This is a genomic window from Halopseudomonas formosensis (genome assembly GCF_900115905.1).
GTDB lineage: Bacteria > Pseudomonadota > Gammaproteobacteria > Pseudomonadales > Pseudomonadaceae > Halopseudomonas > Halopseudomonas formosensis.
This window is the reverse complement of sequence record NZ_FOYD01000003.1, coordinates 318,660-334,748: the sequence shown is the minus strand read 5'-3', so window position 1 is coordinate 334,748 and position 16,089 is coordinate 318,660. Positions and strand designations below refer to the sequence as shown.

The 16,089-nt window shown below is 61.9% G+C and carries 16 protein-coding genes; 6 read left to right on the top strand and 10 right to left on the bottom strand.

Going from position 1 to position 16,089, the window contains the following annotated elements:
* Nucleotides 1-5 precede the first annotated feature (5 nt).
* The 6 genes from BM046_RS06955 to BM046_RS06930 form a co-directional block, all read right to left on the bottom strand.
* Nucleotides 6-902, bottom strand: a complete 897-nt coding sequence (locus BM046_RS06955; protein ID WP_090538343.1) for a GDP-mannose 4,6-dehydratase — start codon at nucleotides 900-902, stop codon at nucleotides 6-8.
* 290 nt (nucleotides 903-1,192) lie between these two features.
* On the bottom strand, nucleotides 1,193-2,020 hold the full coding sequence (locus BM046_RS06950; RefSeq protein ID WP_090538341.1) for a class I SAM-dependent methyltransferase: 828 nt from the start codon (nucleotides 2,018-2,020) through the stop codon (nucleotides 1,193-1,195).
* A 20-nt stretch (nucleotides 2,021-2,040) separates the two neighbouring features.
* Complete coding sequence (locus tag BM046_RS06945; protein WP_090538339.1) at nucleotides 2,041-2,898, bottom strand: class I SAM-dependent methyltransferase; 858 nt, start codon at nucleotides 2,896-2,898, stop codon at nucleotides 2,041-2,043.
* Nucleotides 2,895-4,349: a glycosyltransferase gene (locus tag BM046_RS06940; RefSeq protein WP_090538337.1), complete on the bottom strand. Its 1,455-nt coding sequence runs from the start codon at nucleotides 4,347-4,349 to the stop codon at nucleotides 2,895-2,897. Before BM046_RS06940 ends, BM046_RS06945 begins: the two co-directional genes overlap by 4 nt.
* The gene (locus tag BM046_RS06935) at nucleotides 4,346-5,758 is read right to left on the bottom strand and encodes a glycosyltransferase (RefSeq protein WP_235818584.1); all 1,413 of its coding nucleotides are present in this window, start codon (nucleotides 5,756-5,758) and stop codon (nucleotides 4,346-4,348) included. The genes BM046_RS06940 and BM046_RS06935 overlap by 4 nt, the downstream gene beginning before the upstream one ends.
* Nucleotides 5,759-5,973: 215 nt before the next feature.
* Nucleotides 5,974-6,567, bottom strand: coding sequence for a serine/threonine-protein kinase (locus BM046_RS06930; protein ID WP_218150008.1), 594 nt, complete (start codon nucleotides 6,565-6,567; stop codon nucleotides 5,974-5,976).
* Between the two features lie 129 nt (nucleotides 6,568-6,696).
* On the opposite strand from BM046_RS06930, the gene msbA reads away from it, so the two are divergent.
* A complete protein-coding gene (msbA, locus tag BM046_RS06925) occupies nucleotides 6,697-8,502 on the top strand; it encodes a lipid A export permease/ATP-binding protein MsbA (RefSeq protein ID WP_090538331.1) in 1,806 nt (601 codons plus the stop codon).
* A gap of 4 nt (nucleotides 8,503-8,506) precedes the next feature.
* Complete coding sequence (gene hldE, locus BM046_RS06920) at nucleotides 8,507-9,943, top strand: bifunctional D-glycero-beta-D-manno-heptose-7-phosphate kinase/D-glycero-beta-D-manno-heptose 1-phosphate adenylyltransferase HldE (RefSeq protein WP_090538328.1); 1,437 nt, start codon at nucleotides 8,507-8,509, stop codon at nucleotides 9,941-9,943.
* Nucleotides 9,944-9,949: 6 nt separating this feature from the next.
* Here hldE and BM046_RS06915 read toward each other — a convergent pair whose 3' ends face one another.
* The 4 genes from BM046_RS06915 to BM046_RS06900 form a co-directional block, all read right to left on the bottom strand.
* Entirely contained in the window at nucleotides 9,950-10,411 is a 462-nt protein-coding gene (locus BM046_RS06915) for a hypothetical protein (RefSeq protein WP_090538326.1), read from the bottom strand.
* A 162-nt stretch (nucleotides 10,412-10,573) separates the two neighbouring features.
* The gene (locus BM046_RS06910; protein WP_090538430.1) at nucleotides 10,574-11,029 is read right to left on the bottom strand and encodes a MaoC family dehydratase; all 456 of its coding nucleotides are present in this window, start codon (nucleotides 11,027-11,029) and stop codon (nucleotides 10,574-10,576) included.
* Nucleotides 11,030-11,321: 292 nt separating this feature from the next.
* The gene (locus BM046_RS06905; protein ID WP_090538323.1) at nucleotides 11,322-12,542 is read right to left on the bottom strand and encodes a DedA family protein; all 1,221 of its coding nucleotides are present in this window, start codon (nucleotides 12,540-12,542) and stop codon (nucleotides 11,322-11,324) included.
* Nucleotides 12,527-13,243, bottom strand: a complete 717-nt coding sequence (locus BM046_RS06900) for a DNA-3-methyladenine glycosylase (RefSeq protein ID WP_090538321.1) — start codon at nucleotides 13,241-13,243, stop codon at nucleotides 12,527-12,529. The genes BM046_RS06905 and BM046_RS06900 overlap by 16 nt, the downstream gene beginning before the upstream one ends.
* 89 nt (nucleotides 13,244-13,332) lie before the next feature.
* On the opposite strand from BM046_RS06900, the gene BM046_RS06895 reads away from it, so the two are divergent.
* Genes BM046_RS06895 through rlmH form a run of 4 tightly spaced genes read left to right on the top strand, consistent with a single transcriptional unit; the run spans nucleotide 13,333 to nucleotide 16,086 of the window.
* Entirely contained in the window at nucleotides 13,333-14,598 is a 1,266-nt protein-coding gene (locus BM046_RS06895) for a glutamate-5-semialdehyde dehydrogenase (RefSeq protein WP_090538320.1), read from the top strand.
* The gene (gene nadD / locus BM046_RS06890; RefSeq protein ID WP_090538318.1) at nucleotides 14,595-15,236 is read left to right on the top strand and encodes a nicotinate-nucleotide adenylyltransferase; all 642 of its coding nucleotides are present in this window, start codon (nucleotides 14,595-14,597) and stop codon (nucleotides 15,234-15,236) included. Before BM046_RS06895 ends, nadD begins: the two co-directional genes overlap by 4 nt.
* Nucleotides 15,237-15,252: 16 nt before the next feature.
* Nucleotides 15,253-15,612 (top strand): ribosome silencing factor, encoded by a 360-nt coding sequence (gene rsfS, locus BM046_RS06885; protein ID WP_090538316.1) that lies wholly within the window; start codon nucleotides 15,253-15,255, stop codon nucleotides 15,610-15,612.
* A 6-nt stretch (nucleotides 15,613-15,618) separates the two neighbouring features.
* Entirely contained in the window at nucleotides 15,619-16,086 is a 468-nt protein-coding gene (gene rlmH, locus BM046_RS06880) for a 23S rRNA (pseudouridine(1915)-N(3))-methyltransferase RlmH (RefSeq protein WP_090538313.1), read from the top strand.
* The last annotated feature ends 3 nt before the right edge of the window (nucleotides 16,087-16,089 follow it).

Genomic DNA, 16,089 nt, shown 5'->3' with positions numbered 1-16,089 from the left:
TATTATCAGTCCCTCTTTTCCCAATCGGTGAGCACATCGCGCAAGGTTGTTGTGATTGGTACCCGGGGTTGCCAACCGGTATGCCTTTGGAGTTTGTTGCTGCAGCCGCGTGTACGGCGCTGTTCTGCTTTACGCAGACGCGTGGAGTCCTGTTGCAGCGTGATCTGGACATCAGCCAGTTCTGCCATTTGCATTATGAGGTCGCGAATAAGCTGTTCCTGGCCTGAACAGACGTTATAGATTTCTCCCGGCTGGCCTTTATCCAACAGGTCGAAATAGGCCTGAACCACATCGCGGACATCCAGAAAGTCGCGAGTGACATCCACGTCGCCGACCGATATCTGCGGTGACTGCAGACCCTGCCGTACACGCAGAAGCTGGCGCGCCATGTCTGGCAACACAAAGTGGTCAGCCTGACCGGGCCCTGCATGATTGAAGGGACGGGCGATCAGGATGCGCCAGTCCGGCTCGCTGAACGACCATTGCAGACAGAGGTGTTCCGCCGCCAGTTTGCTGACCGCATAGGGATTGCGTGGCTGGGGTGGGCAGGATTCAGTAATGGGCAGTTGCTCAATAGCGACCTGGCCATACACATCGCCGGAACTCACATAGAGAAAGGTGCCTCGGAAGCCGCGGCGCTTGAGTGCCTGCAACAGATTGAGAGTGCCCAGCAGATTGATCTGCAATGTCTGCGCAGGGTCACGGAAGGCCTGCGGTACGAACGTCTGGCCGGCCAGATGGATGACTGCTGCCGGGCAGCAGTGGGCAAGCCAATCATCGAGGGAAACCGGGTTCAGCAGATCATGCGGCGCGTGGGGTATGACGCGCCATCTTCCTGCGGCCAAAGCCGTTACATGGCGGCCGACAAAGCCGTTCTGGCCAGTGATCAAGAGATCACGCACAGTACATTTCCTTACGGCGCGGTGGTCGCGAGGGTCTTGGCTGGACAGAATCTCGCCGGTGCGAGGAGCAGTTCAGTTCAAATGGCACGTGCCGTAACATTCCGCCGCCTTGTTTTTATGTTGCGACTTCTTGGTGGACTTCGATTGTCCTGTGGTGAGACAGAATTGCAGGTATTAAACGTGTGTTTGAATGTCGTGTCAAGTACTCGGAAAGTTGCTCTTTTAATCATTTCGCTTCGTTTTCTGCGAACTTGTCTGCATTTTCAATGCACAGTTCGGTGCGGATGATTCTAAGTCGGCTTGCGGGCGATGATTACCTGGCTTTTCGGCAAGGCCTCGTCAAGCGCCTGCTTGATGCGTGGACCGTCTCGCATCGATAGCAGCGTCTCCCAGGTGGTACCCCAGTGCCTCAGTAGGGGATGCCATGGTTGATCGAGGTCCTGGTCGCAGGTCCAGAAAAACGCCCAGAAGATCGACCAGAAAAAACCATAGGTAGTCTGCTTCTCTACGATCAATCCTGATTGATTGACCAGGTCGCGGAAGTCGTCCCGGGAGAATATGCGAATATGGTGCGGCTTCTCGAAGTACAGTGGCGGCGCCACCAGCTGCTGAACCTGTTCGCTGGCGGGGTCGGGCACGCTGAGCAGATACAGGGCTCCGGGTTTACCCACTCGAACCAGTTCCGCGAGAAAGCGTTCGGGATCATCCACGTGCTCCATGACCTCGGTGCAGATCACCTTGTCGAATTCCTCGTCCCGCAGGGGCAATGGATTGGCGGCGCTGACCAGGCCGCGAACCTGACGTGCGGGGGAGTCCTTCAGACGGAGCTCGATTTCGGCGATCTTGCCCTCGTCGATGTCGACAAAGGTAACCGCCGCTCCGCGTTGCGCACAATGGGATATGAAGCCTCCATCGCCGCAGCCCACATCCAATACGCTGTCTTCGGAAGTCACCATGAAGTCTGAGAACAGCTCTCCGCTGTCCTGGAACCAGCCAGTCAGTTTCGCGTCCTGCATGGTGACGTCCAGGCTGGGAGGAGGAGTCTGCTCTGCTTGAAAGACAGATTTTTCCGCCTTTTGCACAGATGGCGACAACATGCGTTTGAATCGAGTGAGCATAATCTGTTTCCTGTCGGCGTTCAGGGCTGCGGCTTGCGCGCGATGAATATCTGGCTCTTGGGCAGTGCCTTATCCAGCTCGCGGATCAGCGGCTGGGCCTCCTCAAGACTGCTCAGACGTGCCCATAGCAACGTCCAGTCGTCCAGCAGTGGGAAGTAGGGCGGCTTGGTGCAATCATGGCTGACCGCTTGGGGCGTATTATTTGCCGCCCGGTCGCAGACCCAGTACATGTTCATCCAGAGGTTCCAGAAGAACCCGTAGCTGCTTCGCTCGACAATCTCCAGGCCGGCAGATGTGATGCGTCGTTCCAGGTCGGCGGTTTCGAAGATGTGGATATGATTGGGCTTGCGGAAGTACTCTGGTGGAGCGATAGGCAGCTGCAGCCTTTCGGCTGACGCGTCCGGTACCGAGATGAGGTAAAGCGCCCCCGGCTTGCCGATGCGGGCCAGCTCGACAAGTATCGCGTCGGGATCATCCACATGTTCCAGCATTTCCATTGCGATGACCCTGCTGGCAAAACCATCTTCAATAGGCAGCGGGGTGCAGTCAGTGACGATACCGCGAGGGTCCCGGGCGGCGGTGCTTCTGATCTTTTCGTACAGACGCTCGACATTGGTCGGGTCCAGATCACAGTACACCACCTGGGCTCCGTAGCGAGCGCAGAAAAGACTGGCGCCGCCCGCCCCGCAGCCAACATCGACCACGACATCTTCGGCGGTAACAGGGAAGCCACGAAAGAGCTCGCCGGTCTCGGATTGATACCAGCCAGCCTGGACCGCATCTTTGAGGCCGACATTGCGGGCATCGTGGAAGTCGGGGTGGTCTGCCTTGCGTTGCCATTCTTCCAGGCTGGGGACGCGCAACCATTCAGGAATCATGCTGGTGTTTTCTCGATCACAGGGTTCAGAAAATGGGCGAGACGCTCGGCGGCCGTAGCTTGCGAGCAGTGTCGTTGCATGCGCTGCTCGGCAGCTCGTGCCATGGCCCTATAGGTCTCGGGTCGTTCGCGATAGCACTCGAAGGCGGCACGGTAGGCTCTGCGCAGGGAGGCCCAGTCGATCTGCTGGCGCAGCGTCCGGTAGGCCACCCGAGGATCATGTGGCCAGGCGGTGGCGTCCGCCCAGCTGTCGACGGTAAAGGCGATGTCCGGGCTGATGTAGTCGGCCAATGCCGAATGACAAGGGGCGACCGCGGGCTTGCCGCAGGACAAGTATTCCATCAGGGGCAGGCATTGCCCTTCGCCGTAGGAGGTGTTGACGGCGAAGTGGGTTGCTCTCAGCAACTGCAGGTAGGCCTCGTCATCGAGAAAACCGTTGAGTATCACCAGGCGGCAACGAAACGCCGGCAGCCTGGGCAGCAGCATGAGGAAGCCCTGCAGGGCATCCTCATGTCGGCGGTGCCCGAGCTTCAGAACCAGGGTGGCATCGGGCTGGTCGTGAAACTCCACGCAAAACGCGGTGATCATGTCGACCCAGTTCTTGCGTCCGTCGTGGGGGTTGAACAGACTGGTGAACACTACCCCGTCCAGCTTCAGTTGACGGCGGCCGAGCTGCCAGGGGTCGGTACGCACTGCCCAGCGATCCAGAGGCCTGCGCAGCCGCTCCGGCAGGCGGGAAGCCAGCACCTGCTGGTACCAGGCAACCAGATGTTCCAGGGTAATCCGACGCGCGGTCTTGGGGCCGCGGCGAAACCCCTTGTTCTCGTCAATGGGAATCACGCTGCGTGCTTCTGCTACCGCACGAATGATGTCCTCTTCGGTAGGCAGCCAGCGTGCCAACTCCGGATCGTGGGTATCGAACAGGGTGCCCCTGGCGATCTCTATGGAAGCCTCGGCCGTGTGGCTGGTCTGGCTCAGCCAGCGGCGAGCTTCGGCCAGGCGGTCCTGAAGCGGAGCAGGTATGTCAATGACCGGAAATTCCTCACCCATGAGCTTGCGTACCGCCATGGCGCTCTGCCTGGAGTGCACTATGGCCCCGGCGCATTGTTCCAGGCACCAGCGCCAGTCCATCTCCGGCCTGTCGTGCCACCAGGCCTCATCCGGCATGCTGCTGAACTCCCAGGCGAATACCGGAATGGTAGGGCAGTCCAGCCCCAGCGTGGTGAGATGGGGAGGGGAGAAGCTCAGGAAAATGCATTGCTGGCCACGCGCAATCGCGTCGTGGTAGCGACGGTCGACCTCGCTGGCGGGATCCTCTACGATCTCCACCTCTCCGAGCTGTTGCAATACCGGCATGAATTCGCGCAGCACGAAGAAGTAGCTGTATTCCGGTTCCCCGAAATTCTGCAGGATGGTTTCGGCGTTCATGGCCGAGTAGGCCAGGATCTTCATGCTTCAGCCTCCACCTGTTCGGCGGCGACGAGGGTGTTGAGAAACGCCTTTAATTCGGCAGCTACAACGGAGGTTTCGGACAGCTGCTGCATCCGCTGCCAGCCACAGACGGACATGCGTTGATAGGCCTCAGGGTCGGTTCGGGCCAGTGTGTGGCAGTCGCGGTAGCCCTGCATCAGTGACTCCCAGTTCAACCGGTGTCGGCGGCTGCCGAGAATGCCCACCGGGTCGTGGGACCAGCTGGCCAGCTCCTCCGAGGTTTCCACGAGGCGGGCGACGTCCTCGTCCAAATAGTCCAGCATGGCCGTGTGTCTGGGGGCCAGAGCGGGTTTGCCGGCCGAGAGGAATTCCATCAGCGGCAGACACAGGCCTTCCGCGTTCGAGGCATTGATATAGAAGTCGGTCAGCGTAATGAGCTCGCGGTACTTGTCGTCATCCAGAAAGCCGTGAAGCGCCACTACCCGACACTGGAAGGGGGCCAGCCTGGATAACAGCGTCAGCAGAATGATGCGATAGGACTCCAGGTCGTGATGGGTCATCTTCAGGATCAGGGTTGCATCAGGGGTGTCGCGGAAGGCCCAGCAGAATGCGGTGATGATGTCGATCCAGTTCTTTCTGCCATCCATGGGATTGAGGATGCTGCAGAACACCACCCCGGAGAGCTCGAGTCGACTCTTCTCCTGCGGCTGCAAACCTGCCTGGCTGGGTGGCGGCTGCTCGCCGCTGGGCTTGGGAGCCACACGGGGATGTCGGTCGCGGCGCAGGGCGGCAATCCAGGAGCGGAACAGGTTCCAACTGAGCCGCCACGGACCGGGTTGCGCCGTTACCGGGCAGGTCACACTGTGGCGGGGCGGGCGCGGCAAATGTTGCACCAGGCCGTCTGCCGACAGCCCCAGGACGCTGCTGTCGATGATATTGCCGGAAAACTCGAAGCTGCGTGGTCCCGAGTGGGGCTGCCAGCCCCCGGCGGGGAGCAGATCACCAAAATGCGCCCATACCGGAGCGGGTATTGTGACCACGGGGTAATCCGGCCCCATCAGATTGCGTATTGACTGTGCAGACTCGTGGCTGCAGGCGATGGCACCGGTAATGCGGGTAAGCACATACCGCCAGTCGTGACGGGCATCATTGTCCCACATGCGATCAGGCGCGTCGGGGAATTCCCAGGCGAACAGGCAGACGGTAGGGCAGCGCAGATGCAGGGGAGTCTGCTGCGGAGGACTGATGCTGAGGAAGATCACTGACTCGCCCGAGCTGGAGAGCTGGTGGAAGAGGGGATCAACTTCATCGGGCGAGGCGACCGGAATCACCCGGGCTATCTGCTCAAGGGCAGGCATGAACTGCTTGAACAGGAAGTAGTAGCTGTATTCAGACTTTCCCAGGGAGGTCTGGATACTGGTATCTGTCACTTTTGAATTGACGATTATGATCATTTTTATCTGTCGTTATATGCGTTCGGGCCGCGCGAGAGAACGCGCGCAACGCTCTGGAACGCGGTAATACAATCAGTATTCGCCGGCCATTGCAAGATGGCAGTTGACTGAAAACAGGGTGACCTTGCAGTCATCCTGCGGGGATGGCGGTCATCCCCGTTGTGGGAGAGGTCGCCGATCAGGAAGGCGGTTCAGCGACGGGTGGTGAACAGAGCAGTTGCTTGCGGGGACACCTTCTGCCAGTCACTCTCATAACGCAGCAGGTGTCGATAATTTCGCTTGCGCATTTGCCGGGACAGGGGGCGACCCAGGCAGCGCATATCGGAGATATCGATCAGCCCGAATCGATCATCGGGGGTCAGGACTATATTGCCCATGTGCAGGGAGCGGAAGTAGACGCCGCAGTCGTGCAGATGAGTGATGAAATCGTCCAGTCGGGCGAAGAGCTCGCGTTCATCGAATGCGGATTGCTCGTGAAGCAGCTGGCGCAACGTCTTCCCCTCCAGCGGGTGATAGTGCACGACCGAGCGGTAAGGCTCGCTCAGGCGGTACAGCTGTATCACCTCCGGGCAGGGTATACCGAGCTTCTGCAATGCGTCAGCGTTGTCTGCGAAGCGTTTTGCAGGGGGGTAGAAAGCGGTTTTGGACAACCAGCTCTTGCGCCGGAACAGCTTGAGAAAGGTACCGTCGGCCAGGCGCAGGACCTTTTCGCCGTAGGCGTCCTGCTCCAGCACCTGGGCGCCGGCGCGCCACCTGTCATATTTTTCCCTGCTCAGTAGCTGCATTGAATTAGTCCTGAAACAAAAGCGCAGTTTAACCCAAGCAGGCCCCCACTTCATGTGTGATGGTCCGGGGCGGGCGGTCCCGGCCTGCTGTGATAAACTCGCTGCCTGATTCCATTTCGCGAAGAGCTTATGTCGGACTCGAAGAAAGAAAGCTTTGCCCGCTCCAGCGCCCGCATCTACCTGCGCCTGCTCGGTTACGTCAGGCCCTACTGGATTCCCTTTGCGATCAGTATCCTGGGGTTCGTGATCTTCGCCTCCAGCCAGCCGGCCATGGCCTGGATGCTGAAATACTTCGTTGACGGGTTGACCGAGGGGGCCAGTGCCCAGTTTCTCGGTGTGCCGCTGATCTGGGGCTTTCCGCTGTTCATCATTCTGGTGGCGCTGTATCAGGGGATCGGTTCCTACCTGGGGAACTACTTCATCGCCAAGGTCTCCCTGGGGGTGGTGCATGACCTGCGCACGGCCCTGTTCGACAACCTGCTGACGCTGCCCAATCGTTACTTCGACAACAATAATTCCGGCCATCTGGTATCGCGGGTTACCTTCAACGTCACCATGGTTACCGGCGCCGCGACGGATGCCATCAAGGTAGTGTTCCGCGAGGGCCTGACGGTAATCTTCCTGTTCGGCTACCTGCTGTGGATGAACTGGAAGCTGACCCTGGTGCTGATGGCCGTATTGCCGCTGATCGGCCTGATGGTCAACAGCACCAGCAAGAAATTCCGCAAGCAAAGCAAGAAGATCCAGACCGCCATGGGGGATGTGACCCATGTGACCTCGGAAACCATTACCGGGTACCGGGTAGTGCGCAGCTTCGGCGGCGAGGATTACGAGAGCCAGCGCTTTCACAGGGCCAGCGAGAACAACCGGCAGCGGGGGTTGAAGATGGTGCGCACCGGCGCTGTCTTCACTCCGACCCTGCAGCTGGCTACCTACGGCGCCATGGCCGGGGTGATGTTCCTCGTGCTGTTCCTGCGCGGCGATGCTACCGCAGGGGATCTGGTGTCCTACATCACTGCGGCGGGCCTGCTGCCCAAGCCGATCCGCCAGCTGTCGGAAGTCAGTGCCAATATCCAGAAGGGGATCGCCGCGGCGGAAAGCATCTTCGAGCAGCTGGATGAGGAGCCGGAGCAGGATACCGGCACCATTGAGCGGGATCGAGTAACGGGTCGCATCGAGGTAAACAACCTGACATTCGGCTACCCGGGTTCTGACAAACCGGTGCTGCAGGATATCAGTTTCACTGTGGAGCCCGGTCAGATGGTGGCGCTGGTCGGCCGTTCCGGCAGTGGCAAATCGACTCTCGCCAACCTGATACCCCGTTTCTATACGCACGAACAGGGCCAGATCCTGATCGACGGTGTGGCGGTGGAAAAATACCGGCTGCGCAATCTGCGTCGGCACATCGCACTGGTTACCCAGCATGTGACCCTGTTCAACGATACCGTGGCCAATAATATCGCCTATGGTGATCTGGCCGGCGCTCCGCGGGACGCAGTGATCGCCGCCGCCGAGGCCGCCTATGCGCGGGAATTCATCGAGCAGTTACCCCAGGGGTTCGATACGCTGGTCGGCGAGAACGGGGTGCTGCTGTCAGGCGGCCAGCGCCAGAGGCTGGCCATCGCCCGCGCGCTTTTGCGCGATGCGCCCATCCTGATCCTCGACGAGGCGACCTCGGCCCTGGATACCGAGTCCGAGCGCCATATCCAGGCTGCTTTGGATCGGGTGATGCAAGGGCGTACGGCGCTGGTGATTGCCCACCGCCTGTCCACCATCGAAAAGGCGGACATCATCATGGTGATGGACCAGGGGCGTATCGTCGAGCGCGGCAGCCATGCCGAGCTGATGGCCCTCAACGGATATTACGCCCGACTGCACAGCATGCAGTTCGAGGAGAACGCGCCCAACGGGCAGGAACACGCAACAGATGAGTAATGCAATGAAACTGACCATGCCCCGTTTTGATGGCGCCCCTGTCCTGGTTGTCGGAGATGTCATGCTGGATCGCTACTGGCATGGTCCCAGTGAACGCATCTCCCCGGAGGCGCCGGTACCGGTTATCCGCGTCGACCAGATCGAGGACCGGCCCGGTGGCGCGGGCAACGTGGCACTGAACATCGCCGCACTCGGTGCACCGGCATGGCTGGTCGGTGTCACCGGCGAGGATGAGGCGGCCGAGATCCTTCGCCGCCGACTCAATGCCGCTGGTGTCTACTGCGCCTTCCAGAGCCATGCCCAGCAACCGACGATCACCAAGCTGCGTGTCATGAGCCGGCATCAGCAGTTGCTGCGGGTGGACTTCGAGGAGCCCTTCAGCACCGATGGGCAGGCCATGCTGGAGACAGTGGGCGGGCTGCTGGACAAGGTCAAAGTGGTCATCCTCTCCGACTACGGCAAGGGGGCGCTGGTCAACCATCAGGCACTGATTGCCCTGGCCCGGGAGCGGGGCCTGCCGGTTCTGGCCGATCCCAAGGGCAAGGACTTTTCCATCTACCGCGGCGCGACCCTGATCACGCCGAACATGGCCGAGTTCGAGGCAGTGGTGGGCCGCTGTGCCAGCGAGCAGGAACTGGTGGACAAGGGCATGGCGCTGATCACCGAGCTGGATCTGCAGGCGCTGCTGGTGACCCGCAGCGAGCATGGCATGACCCTGCTGCGCCAGGGCGAGGCACCCCTGCATCTCCCGGCGCGCGCCCGCGAAGTTTTCGATGTCACCGGTGCCGGTGACACTGTCATTTCTACTCTGGCAGCGGTGCTGGCTGCCGGTGAATCCCTTCCGCTGGCGGTAGCGCTGGCCAATCTGGCGGCCGGTATCGTCATCGGCAAGCTGGGTACCGCTGCCATCAGTGCGCCGGAGTTGCGCCGCGCGGTGCAGCACACCCAGGGCGCCGGCCGTGGCGTCATGTCCACCGAGCAGTTGCTGGTAGCGCTGGAGGATGCCCGGGCCCATGGCGAGCGCATTGTCTTCACCAATGGCTGCTTCGACATCATCCATGCCGGTCATGTCGGTTATCTGGAGGAGGCCCGGGCGCAGGGGGATCGACTGGTGGTGGCGATCAACGACGATGCCTCTGTCACCCGGCTCAAGGGCCCGGGCCGACCGATCAACGCGGTTGATCGGCGCATGGCGGTACTTGCCGGGCTCGAGGCTGTGGACTGGGTGGTGAGTTTTGCCGAGGACACGCCCGAAGCCCTGCTCGAGCAGGTGCGGCCGGACGTGCTGGTCAAGGGGGGCGATTACGGTATCGATCAGGTGGTCGGTGCTCCCATCGTCCAGGCCTATGGTGGCGAGGTGAAGGTGCTCAAGTTCGTCGACAGCTGCTCCACCACGGCCATCGTCGAGAAAATCCGACGTCAGGACAGCGCTGCGCCCTGATCTCGATCAGGGCCTGAAGGCGTTGCTGGCCTGGCAGAACATGCGACCGACACTGCTGGCGGTATTGCAGCGAGTGCCGAACCATTGTCTGGCCGCCTTGCGGCAGTTGCGATAATCGATGGAGCCGCTGCGGTAATTGCTGCAGACGCTGGCAAAGGTCACCTGGCTGCCATCGTGTTCGTAATACATATCGTACTTTTCCTCCGCTCCCCGGGCATCGATCCAGCGGACCGTTTCCTGCTGGCTCTGGATGATCCGTCTTTCCCGCGACGGCGCTCCTGATCGGGTCGTGCGGTGGAGAGGTGCCGCCGTGTTGATCTGTCGACTGGGCTGGTAATTGCGATCATTGAACTCGGTCTGGCGACGCGGGGCGGACTCGTTCACCGAGGCGAAAAGGCCGGGAGCCACGCTGAGAAACCACAGCAGAATGATGCCGGCGATGCGGATGGTCAGAGGCCAGGATTCCATGGCAGTACCCTTTTTCTGGCTGTCAGGATGCTGCTGAGCCTAGCAGTGGTACTGTCTCGGGGCCGTGGCTTGGGTCACATAGCGGAGGATTGCGGCGCTTCGTTTGGGTATTTTGCGACCCAGGTCGATATCCCTGGCCGGCCGGGCCGGCCAGGGGGAGGATCAGACGAAGTACAGGGCGAGGGTCTCGGCGATGTAGGCGGGCTTGTCCACGCCTTCGATCTCAAGCGTGGCGCGGGATTTCACCAGCCACTGGCCGGGGTTCTTCTCGGTCACGTCGATCACAGTCAGCTGCATGCGCACCCGGGAGCCGACCCGTACCGGCTGGATGAAGCGCACGCTGTCCAACCCGTAGTTGACTGCCATCTTCAGCCCTTCCGGACGAATCGCCAGACCGGCCGACAGCGCCGGGATCAGCGACAGGGACAGGAAACCATGGGCGATGGTGCCGCCGAACGGCGTCTGTTTGGCCTTTTCCTCGTCGATATGGATGAACTGGTGGTCGCCAGTGCAATCGGCGAACTGGTTGACCCGCTCCTGGTCGATCAGCAGCCAGTCGGAATGGCCCAGGTCCTTGCCGATATAGGAAGGCAGGTCGTTGACGGTGACGGTGGTCATGGCGTTCTCCATGGCAATATTGTTGTTGGCCCCCAGGGGGAAAGTCGTGACATGGTTGCAAGCGGTCAGGGCAGGGTCAATGGATGGGGGGCTTTCATTGGTGTGCTGAATGCTGTGACCGTAGCTCAAGCTGGTCTGAAACAGCGGGTTGCACCCCTGGGACGGACGAGCACCAGCTCGTCCAGTGGGCTGGAAGGAAGTGCGGTGTTATAGCTGGCTTCGCTCATCGAGCTGGTGCTCGACGTTCCCGGGACGTAGCACTCTGTGTCGAGCTGGAGCTCGATACTCCTGTTCAGCTGACCCCTGCCAGTAGCAGGGTGCCGGCGCCCAGCGGCCATGCGGGCAGCAGAATCGACCAGGGGCGGGGCAGGGGTTGCAGCGGCGCAGCGCGCTCCACCAGCCAGAAGGCCAGCAGGGTGGCACAGGCGGCCTGCAGTATGCTGGCCAGCACCACTGGCAGTGATAGCGGCAGAGTCAGCCAGGTAATCACGGGCAGAGCGCACAGGGGGAGCACATACAGCCCCCAGCTCAGTCGCAGCCAGAATGAATACTGGCGATTGCTCAGCATGACCACGGTCAGCAGAAGGGTCAGCACCAGTGCCAGATGGTTGGCGCCTCCCTCAGGCAAGAGTCCCAGGGCCAGGCACAGCAGCGCGCTGGTCATCAACACCAGCATCGCCCAGCCGCGGCGCAGCAGCATCAGGACACCGAGAACCGGCAGATAGCTCAGCCACAGGAAAGCCTCGCTTGCCAGCGGGTCCAGTGGCGGCAGCAGCGGCAGGCGGGTATTGGTCAGCCAGCCGTCCAAGGTGTTGTAGAGCACGTCCTGCCGGGGCGTCAGGAGCGCCAGCAACAACAGTGCGATCAGGTTGAGTACGGCCGCCGCGAGACTGCTCCAGCGCTTCTGCGTGCGCAGGATCAGCAACAGCGCAAAGGCGTAGATCGCCACGCCGCCCAGAAGCACCAGCGCTTCACCCCAGAAGGATTCGGGGACCGGCCAGCGGGCGGCATTGCCAGTGATGTAGCCGGGCAGCACATAGACCGGAGCCCAGGCCAGCGCCGAGAGCACATTGACCAGCAGAAACCGCCAGGTCGGCATGTCGAACATGCCGGCGACCATGGGGATGATGGGACGGATGGGCCCTATGAAGCGGCCCAGTACTATGCTGTAGGGACCGTAACGACGGAAGAAGCTTTCTCCCCGGTCGATCCACTGGGGGTGGCGCTGAAATATCCGCAGGCGGCGGATGTCCTGGTGGAACCAGCGGCCCAGGGCAAAGCTGAGCAGATCCCCACAGACCGCACCGGCGAACGCCCAGGCCAGGGTCGACAGCAATCCCAGGCTGCCACCGCCGGCCAGCGCCGCGGCGGCGAACAACAGCAGTACCCCGGGTATCAGAAGTCCCGCCACCGCCAGCGATTCGAGCATGGCGATCATGAAAATGGCCAGGCCCAGCCAGCGGGTATGGCTGGCCAGCCAGGTCAGCAGCTCGCCGGTCAGCAGTGCTTCCATGGGGCAGCGTCAGCGTGGTGCAGGATGTAGTCACGGCCTTCCTCACGGGTGCGACCCAGCGGGTTGCGGGTGCAGAAGGGCGCGTAGGCGTGATCGACGAAGCGGTATGGCAGGTGCTCGTCACGGCCGAGGGGGATGCCCAGGCGGGTGGTCTGGATGACGAGTTCCGGCCGGTAGCCGTCGTCCTCGACGATCAGCCGGCCCGGTTGCATCTGCTGGGCATTCCACTCCGGAACCTTGAGGTGCAGGGAGCGGCACAGCAGGGTCTGACCGTTGCACAGACGGCGGGTCTCCCGAGGGCGGCCATCGGCAGCGGGGTTCAGCTCGCGCATCAGGGCCAGACTCTCGGCCCGGCTGATCTCATCCACTACCGGATAGCCGGATTTGATCAACACCCCATCGCCCTCGCCGGCGGCGCTGATGTTCAGCGAATCGCCGCCCCGGGCGTAGTACATGTACAGGGTGCCGGCGGGCATGAACAGGGCGCGACGGGAGTGGGTCAGGCCGAGGGAGGCATGGCTGCCTTTCTCCTCCCGGCGGTAGGCTTCGGTTTCGATGATGCGTGCCGACAGCCACAGACCCCGGTGGAAGTGGCGAATGACCTTGCCCAGCAGCCGCGGCGCCAGTTGTCCCACATCAAGGTCGAAGAACCCTTGCGGCAGAGGGGTCGGGGCATGATTGAAAGGATTGGTAGCAGACATATCAGCGATGATAGCAGGTTCGACCTGTCCAGCCCTCAGAGGTACCGGTATAATGCGGGTTTCGTTGTCGCAGCAGATTGGTGAACCGAATGAGTGCTGATCAGGTACTGGATTACATGACCGGGCTGGGCCGTGAGGCACGTGCGGCGTCGCGTGTTATTGCACGAGCGACTACTGCGGTCAAGAACAAGGCGCTGCTGGCGACTGCCGATGCCATCGAAGCAGCGGCGGACAGCCTTATCGCGGCTAATGCGCTGGATCTGCAGGCTGGCCGGGACAATGGTCTGGATGAGGCCATGATCGATCGTCTGGCCATTACCCCCTCGGGGCTGCAGAACATGGTTGAAGGCCTGCGCCAGGTGGCTGCGTTGCCCGATCCGATCGGCGCTGTCCGCGACATGAAGTATCTGCCTTCCGGTATTCAGGTCGGCCGCATGCGTGTGCCCCTGGGGGTGATCGGCATCATCTACGAGTCCCGCCCGAACGTAACGGTCGAGGCGGCCAGCCTGTGCCTGAAGTCCGGCAACGCCTGCATCCTGCGTGGCGGTTCCGAATCCATCCATTCCAACCGTGCCATTGCCGAATGTCTGCGCCAGGGACTGGAAGCCGCCGGTCTGCCGCAGCAGGTGGTGCAGGTGGTGGAAACCACCGACCGCGCCGCGGTAGGTGCACTGATCAGCATGCCCGAATATGTGGATGTGATTGTCCCGCGCGGTGGCAAGGGACTGATCGAACGCATCAGTCGTGATGCCCGGGTACCCGTGATCAAGCACCTGGACGGCATCTGCCACGTGTACGTGGATGACCGTGCGGACCTGGGCAAGGCCGAAGCCATTGCCCTGAATGCCAAGACCCATCGCTATGGCGTATGCAACGCCATGGAAACCCTGCTGGTGCACGAGGCCGTCGCCGGCGAGTTCCTGCCGCGCATGGCGGCCCTGTACACGGCCAAGGGTGTGGAGCTGCGCGGCTGCGAGCGCACCCGGGCGATCCTGCCCGAGGCAATTGCTGCGACCGAGCTGGACTGGGAGACCGAGTACCTGGCCCCGATCCTGTCGATCCGCGTGGTGGCGGATATGGATGAGGCCATGGATCACATCAGCCGTTACAGCTCGCAGCATACCGAATCGATTGTGACCGAGGACTTCACCCGTGCCCGGCGCTTCCTCGCCGAGGTGGATTCCAGTTCGGTGATGGTCAATGCCTCGACCCGGTTTGCCGATGGCTTCGAGTACGGGCTGGGCGCCGAGATCGGTATTTCTACCGACAAGCTTCACGCACGGGGTCCGGTTGGACTGGAAGGGCTGACCAGCGAGAAATACATTGTCCTTGGCGATGGGCACATTCGTCAGTGATACGCGTTGGCATCCTCGGCGGTACCTTTGACCCGATTCATTTCGGTCATCTGCGCAGTGCCGTTGAGGTGCGGGAATGCCTGGGTCTGGATGAGCTGAGGCTGGTACCCAATGCCCGTCCGCCGCACCGGGATCGACCCGGTGCGACGGCGCAGCAGCGTCTGGAGATGGTCTGTCTGGCGACGGCCTCCGATGACCAGTTGCTGGTGGACGACTGTGAGCTGCGCCGCGAGCGTCCTTCCTACACGGTTGAAACCCTGGAGGCGCTGCGCGCGGAGCTGGGCCCGGACGCCACTCTGTTCCTGATCGTCGGCTGGGATGCCTTCTGTGGTCTGCCGGGTTGGCACCGCTGGGAGTCGCTGCTGGAGCTCGCCAGTCTGGTGGTGCTGCAGCGTCCGGAACAGGATCAGGAGCTGCCCGAGGTGCTGAAGGACCTGCTGGCCGCGCGCAGTGTCAGCACGCCGGAGGCCATGAAGGCCACCCACGGCGAGATCCTCTGCCTGGCTCAGACGCCGCTGGCAATCTCCGCCACCCATATTCGCGCACTGATCTCGGCCGGGCGCTCACCGCGTTTCCTGCTGCCGGATGCAGTGCTTGGCTATATTGAAACCCGGGGACTATACCGGTCCCCGAACTGAGGAAAAGAACACCACCATGCAGATTGAAGATCTGATCAAGACCGTGGAAGACGCACTGGCCGAACTCAAGGCCAAGGATGTGGTACGCATCGATGTGCGCGAGCTGACGGGTGTCACCGACTACATGATCATCGCCAGCGGCGGTTCAAACCGTCAGGTGGGCGCACTGGCGGACAACGTCATCGAGAAGGCCAAGGAAGCCGGACGTCGCCCCCTCGGCGTCGAAGGCAAGGAATCGGGCGAGTGGGTGCTGGTGGATCTGGGCGATATCGTCGTTCATATCATGCAGCCGGCTACCCGCCAGTTCTATGATCTGGAGCGGCTCTGGCAGAGTGCCGAGTCCCGTCGCGCGCAGCAGCAACCGACCGCGGAGTAAGGGCACTTGCGTATCCGCCTGATCAGCGTGGCATCCCGCATGCCGCGCTGGGTAGAGCAGGGCTATGCCGAGTATGCCAAGCGCATGCCGGCCGACCTGCCGCTGGAGCTGGTGGAGATACCGCTGACCACCCGCGGCAAGAACGCCGACGTGGCGCGTCTGATGCGCAGGGAAGGCGAGCAGATGCTGGCCGCCACCCAGCCCGGGGACCGCATAGTGACCCTGGAGGTGGAGGGGCGCGCCTGGTCCACCGAGGCCCTGGCGCAGCAGCTCGAGAACTGGCGGCTGGAAGCGCGCACGGTCAACCTCATGGTCGGCGGCCCGGAAGGGTTGCCCGCCGAGGTGCTGGCGCGCAGCGACCAGCGCTGGTCCCTGTCACCGCTGACCCTGCCCCACCCGCTGGTGCGCATCCTGCTCGCTGAGCAGCTCTACCGTGCCTGGACCATCCTGACCCGCCATCCCTACCACAAGTGATCC

Bases quoted from the DNA above. Each gene is read 5' to 3' on its own strand.
- hldE (WP_090538328.1), top strand. From the start codon at position 8,507: ATGAAACTGACCATGCCCCGTTTTGATGGCGCCCCTGTCCTGGTTGTC.
- BM046_RS06915 (WP_090538326.1), bottom strand. From the start codon at position 10,411: ATGGAATCCTGGCCTCTGACCATCCGCATCGCCGGCATCATTCTGCTG.
- msbA (WP_090538331.1), top strand. From the start codon at position 6,697: ATGTCGGACTCGAAGAAAGAAAGCTTTGCCCGCTCCAGCGCCCGCATC.
- BM046_RS06895 (WP_090538320.1), top strand. From the start codon at position 13,333: ATGAGTGCTGATCAGGTACTGGATTACATGACCGGGCTGGGCCGTGAG.
- BM046_RS06950 (WP_090538341.1), bottom strand. From the start codon at position 2,020: ATGCTCACTCGATTCAAACGCATGTTGTCGCCATCTGTGCAAAAGGCG.
- BM046_RS06905 (WP_090538323.1), bottom strand. From the start codon at position 12,542: ATGGAAGCACTGCTGACCGGCGAGCTGCTGACCTGGCTGGCCAGCCAT.
- BM046_RS06930 (WP_218150008.1), bottom strand. From the start codon at position 6,567: ATGCAGCTACTGAGCAGGGAAAAATATGACAGGTGGCGCGCCGGCGCC.
- rsfS (WP_090538316.1), top strand. From the start codon at position 15,253: ATGCAGATTGAAGATCTGATCAAGACCGTGGAAGACGCACTGGCCGAA.
- BM046_RS06940 (WP_090538337.1), bottom strand. From the start codon at position 4,349: ATGAAGATCCTGGCCTACTCGGCCATGAACGCCGAAACCATCCTGCAG.
- BM046_RS06900 (WP_090538321.1), bottom strand. From the start codon at position 13,243: ATGTCTGCTACCAATCCTTTCAATCATGCCCCGACCCCTCTGCCGCAA.
- BM046_RS06910 (WP_090538430.1), bottom strand. From the start codon at position 11,029: ATGACCACCGTCACCGTCAACGACCTGCCTTCCTATATCGGCAAGGAC.
- BM046_RS06945 (WP_090538339.1), bottom strand. From the start codon at position 2,898: ATGATTCCTGAATGGTTGCGCGTCCCCAGCCTGGAAGAATGGCAACGC.